The organism is Terriglobales bacterium, assembly GCA_035457425.1.
GTDB lineage: Bacteria > Acidobacteriota > Terriglobia > Terriglobales > Acidobacteriaceae > JACPNR01.
In genome coordinates this window covers 1-4,767 of sequence record DATIBR010000138.1, presented here as the reverse complement: position 1 = coordinate 4,767, position 4,767 = coordinate 1, and the positions used below count along the sequence as shown (strand labels likewise).

Below are 4,767 nucleotides of genomic sequence, written 5' to 3'. Positions count from 1 at the left end.
CGCGGCGGCGGCTTCGACCGCGCCGCGTCCGCCGGCTTCCTCGCGCTCGACCAGGCAGATGACGCCGGCGACCTGGAAGCCGAACTCGCGCGCCGCCTCGATGGCGCCGACGGTGGAGGCGCCCGTGGTGCAGACGTCGTCGACGATCACCACGCGCGCGCCCTTTGCGCGGAAGCCCTCGATGCGCTGCTGCATGCCGTGGGACTTCTCGGCCTTGCGCACCAGGAAGCCGTGCACCAGGTAGTCGGAGACGTCGTGTCCTTTCACGCGGGCGGGCGCGCGCGTCTGCACCAGCTGCGAACTGAGGACGGCGACCGCGACCACGATGGGGTCGGCACCCATGGTCATGCCGCCGATGGCGCGTGGGCTCCACTTCTGCTTCTGGATCTCGTCGAACACCACGCGGCCGCACAGGCGCGCGCCTTCGGCGTCGAGCGTGGTGGCGCGGCAGTCGATGTAGTAGTCGCTCGTCCGGCCGGACGAGAGCTTGAAGTCGCCGAGCTGGAACGACTTGGTCGCCAGCATCGCCAGGAGTTGGTCGCGGGGATTCTGCATAAAACAGGTTAGGGTAGCACGCACGCCTAGCGCGACAAGACCTCCATGTGCCGGAAGCCGCCGGTCGCGAAGAGCAGGAAGGTGAACAGCGTGCCGTTGTAGGCCATGTGCACGAGCGTGGAGGCGGTGACGGAGCGGTAGCGCGCGCGCACCAGCGTGAGCGCGACTCCGACCAGGAACAGCGCCAGCAGCGGCGCCCAGGAGAACGCGAGCTGCACGCCGTGGAGCAGCGCGAAGAGCGCGGAGGTGAGCGCGACCGCGGCCACCGGCCCCGCCAGCTTGCTGAGCGCGGGATAGAGCAGCCCGCGGAAGAACAGCTCTTCCACCACCGGGGCGATGAACACGCCGAAGCCCAGCATGATGAACGCCGCCGTCCGCTCCTTGAAGTATTCGTCCAGCGGGAGCTGCTTGGGGATGGGCAGGTAGCTGCTGAGGAATTGGATGGCGAGGGCGAGGCCGACGCCGGCGCCGAGCAGCGGCAGCGCCATCGCGCGCGGCCAGCGGAAGGGGATGGCGTCCATGAGCCCGGTCTGGTGGCGCGCGATGAGCAGCAGGTGGATGAAGCCGACCAGGAAGATGTATCCCACGACCTGGGAGGGGATGATCACGAGCGGCTGCTTGGCGAGCGCCTGCAGCGGCAGCGACGCGAAGCGCGGCATGGCATGGGCTACGCCGAATGCCACGATCTGCGTGATCAGCAGGATGAAGAAGCCGCCGAGGACGACCAACAGCACGTCGAGCAGGTTGAAGACGGGCCGCTCGCGCGGCAAGCCAAGCTGCTCGGCCGGCGGAACCGGCGGCGACAAGATCTCCGGCGTAGGTTCGACCGGTTCACCGCTGGGCGCGGGTTGGAGTGGAGTGGACATCGGGACAGGCCGGCAGCTGGCGGCGTGCGGCTCGCAGCGCGTCTTGCGACGCTCCGCGGCCAGCAGCCAGCCTAAACGAGAGCCTCCTTCTTTGTCTTGCCGAGCACCTCGGCGAGCGCCTGGCCGGTGTGCGACTTCTTCACCTTGGCCACCTGCTCGGGTGTGCCGGTGGCGACGACGCGGCCGCCGTCCTCGCCGCCCTCGGGGCCGAGGTCGATGAGCCAGTCGGCGTTGCGGATCACGTCCATGTTGTGCTCGATGATGACAATGGTGTTGCCGAGGTTGGTCAGGCGGTGCAGCACCTCGAGCAACTTGCGGACGTCGTCGAAGTGCAGGCCGGTGGTGGGCTCGTCGAGCAGGTAGAGCGTCTTGCCGGTCTGGCGCTTGGAGAGCTCGCGGGCCAACTTGATGCGCTGCGCCTCGCCGCCGGAGAGCGTGGTCGCCGATTGCCCGAGGTGGATGTACCCCAGCCCGACGTCCACCAGGGTTTGCAGGCGCTGGCGTATCTGGGGAAAGTTTTCGAGCAAGGGCAGCGCGTCCGCCACGGGAGATTCCAGCAGGTCGGCGATGGAGTAGCCGTTGTAGCGGACCTGGAGCGTCTCGTGGTTGTAGCGCTTGCCGCCGCAGACCTCGCAGCCGACGTAGACGTCGGGGAGGAAGTTCATCTCGATGCGCCGCTGGCCCTCGCCCTGGCACGCCTCGCAGCGGCCGCCGGGGACGTTGAAGGAGAAGCGCCCGGGCTTGTAGCCGCGCTCGCGCGATTCCGGCAGCATGGCGTAGAAGTCGCGGATCTGCGTGAACACGCCGGTGTAGGTCGCCGGGTTGGAGCGCGGCGTGCGCCCGATGGGCGCCTGGTCGATGCGGATGACCTTGTCGAGCTGCTCGGCGCCGGAGATGGACTTGTGCGCGCCGGGCTCCTCGCGCGACTTGTAGAGCTTCTTCGCCAGCGCGCGGTAGAGGATGTCGTTCACCAGGGTGGATTTCCCGGAGCCGGAGACGCCGGTGACCACGGTCATCACGCCGAGGGGGATGGAGACGTCGAGATTGCGCAGGTTGTTCTCGCGCGCGCCCAGCACGGCGATGGCCTTGCCGTTGGGCGAGCGGCGCTGGTCGAGCATCTCGATGCGCGTCTTGCCGGCGATGTACTGCCCGGTGAGCGACGCCGGCGCCTTCATGATGTCCTGCGGCGTGCCCGAGGCGACGACGTCGCCGCCGTGGCGTCCGGCGCCCGGGCCAAGGTCGATCACGTAGTCGGCGCGGCGGATGGTCTCCTCATCGTGCTCCACGACGAGCACGGTGTTGCCGAGGTCGCGCAGCGCTTCGAGCGCGGCGAGCAGGCGGCCGTTGTCCCGGTGATGCAGGCCGATGGAGGGCTCGTCGAGCACGTAGAGCACGCCGCGCAGGCGCGAGCCGATCTGCGTCGCCAGGCGGATGCGCTGGCCTTCGCCGCCCGAGAGCGTGGCGGCGGAGCGGTCGAGCGAGATGTAGCCCAGCCCGACGGCGTTGAGGAACTGCAGGCGCTCCTCGATCTCGCGCAGCACGCGCCCGGCGATCTTCCGGCCGCGCTCGTCGAGCGTGATCTTGCGCACCGCTTCGACCGCGCGCCCGAGCGAGAGCGCGGTGAATCCCGCGATGGACATGCCGTTCACCTTCACCGCGAGCGACTCCGGGCGCAGGCGCGCGCCCTGGCACGCCGGGCACTCGGTCGCCGACATGTAGTTCAGCAGCCACTCGCGATAGCCCTCGGAGCTCGACTCTTCGAGATTCTGCTTCAGGTAGGCGAGCACGCCGCGGAAGCCGGCGCGCTTGCCGTCTTTCCCGCTCGGCCCGTAGAGGATGAGGTTCTGCGTCTTCGCCGGAAGCTGCTCGAACGGCTTGGAGAGGTCGAACCCGTAGGCGGCCGCCGCGATGTTCAGCATGCGGATGAGATTGGCCGAGGCCGAGCCGGGCCCGAGGCCGCCATCGAGCAGCGGCTTCGACCAGTCCACGATGACCTTCGCCGGATCGAAGTCATATTTCGAGCCCAGGCCGTTGCACTCCGGGCAGGCGCCGTAGATGGAGTTGAAGCTGAAGGAGCGCGGCTCGAGCGCGGGCACCGAGATGCCGCACTGCGGGCACGCCATGCGCGAGGAGTACAGGTACTCCTCGCCCTCCACCACCGCGACGATGACCAGGCCGTTGGCCAGCTTCATCGCGATGTTGATGGAGTTCTCCAGGCGCTTCTCGATGCCGGGCTTCACCAGCAGGCGGTCGATGACGACCTCGATGGTGTGGTTCTTGCGCTTGTCGAGCGCGACGTCCTCTTCCAGGTTGCGCAGCTCGCCGTCGATGCGGGCGCGCACGAAGCCGTGCTGCGCCAGCTTCTCCATCTCTTTCTTGAACTCGCCTTTGCGGCCGCGGACGATGGGCGCCAGGATCATCACGCGGTCCTCGGGCTTGAGCTGCAGGATGCGCCCGACGATCTGCTCCGCCGTCTGCCGCGAGATGGGCCGGCCGCACTGCGGGCAATGGGGCGCGCCGACCGACGCGTAGAGTAAGCGCAAATAATCGTAAATCTCGGTGATCGTCCCTACGGTCGAGCGCGGGCTGCGGGAGGTAGTCTTCTGCTCGATCGAGATGGCGGGCGACAGGCCGTCGATGGAATCCACGTCGGGGCGCTCCATCTGGTCGAGGAACTGCCGCGCGTAGGCGGAGAGCGTCTCCACGTACCGCCGCTGGCCCTCGGCGTAGATGGTGTCGAAGGCGAGCGACGACTTGCCGGAGCCGGAAAGCCCGGTGATGACGGTCAGCGTGTTGCGCGGGATCTCGACGGAGATGTTCTTGAGGTTGTGCTGGCGCGCGCCGCGGACCGTGATCTTCTGGATGGCCATGGAGGGGAACCGAGAACGCGGCTCCCCAGAAGGCTTCGCGGGGGAGAAAGCGCAACTCACTTCGTATCTTAGTTGTTACTAGCGGACGCCGTCAAAGCAGCGCACAGTGAGAGAGACGGGCCATGTACCGCCGTAATCATGACAAGGGCGCCGGCGAAGACAAGAATCCTCGCTGCTTCCCGCATCAAACGTTCCGACCGGGAACGACATCTTAGGCAGGGTCGAACACAGTGAGCGCAATGCTGGTCATCGCAACCTTCCTTCTGGTCCTCACCGCCGCTCTTTCCTTCGGGATCCTGCTGGGCTATGCCGCCATCACCGGCATCCTGTACCTGTTCGCGCGCTCGCGCCGGACCCAGCCGCCGGCGACCGCCGTGCTCGCGGCTGACACTTCTTCCAACTAAGTCCACGGTCCACAGTCCACGGTCCACAGTGGCCGCACGTGGGTCAGTGGCCCAACCTCGGCCTCTGTGGAC

At 67.7% G+C, this 4,767-nt stretch carries 4 protein-coding genes; 1 reads left to right on the top strand and 3 read right to left on the bottom strand.

Annotated features, from left to right (window positions below):
- The 3 genes from pyrE to uvrA all read right to left on the bottom strand — a co-directional run.
- A partial coding sequence (pyrE, locus tag VLA96_10575; protein HSE49640.1) for an orotate phosphoribosyltransferase occupies positions 1 to 555 on the bottom strand: 555 nt, incomplete at its 3' end.
- A 26-nt stretch (positions 556 to 581) separates the two neighbouring features.
- Positions 582 to 1,421, bottom strand: coding sequence for a type II CAAX endopeptidase family protein (locus VLA96_10570; GenBank protein HSE49639.1), 840 nt, complete (start codon positions 1,419 to 1,421; stop codon positions 582 to 584).
- Positions 1,422 to 1,492: 71 nt separating this feature from the next.
- Positions 1,493 to 4,291, bottom strand: coding sequence for an excinuclease ABC subunit UvrA (gene uvrA, locus VLA96_10565; protein HSE49638.1), 2,799 nt, complete (start codon positions 4,289 to 4,291; stop codon positions 1,493 to 1,495).
- Positions 4,292 to 4,530: 239 nt separating this feature from the next.
- Between uvrA and VLA96_10560 the strand changes: the two genes are divergently transcribed.
- A complete protein-coding gene (locus tag VLA96_10560) occupies positions 4,531 to 4,695 on the top strand; it encodes a hypothetical protein (protein HSE49637.1) in 165 nt (54 codons plus the stop codon).
- Positions 4,696 to 4,767 lie beyond the last annotated feature (72 nt).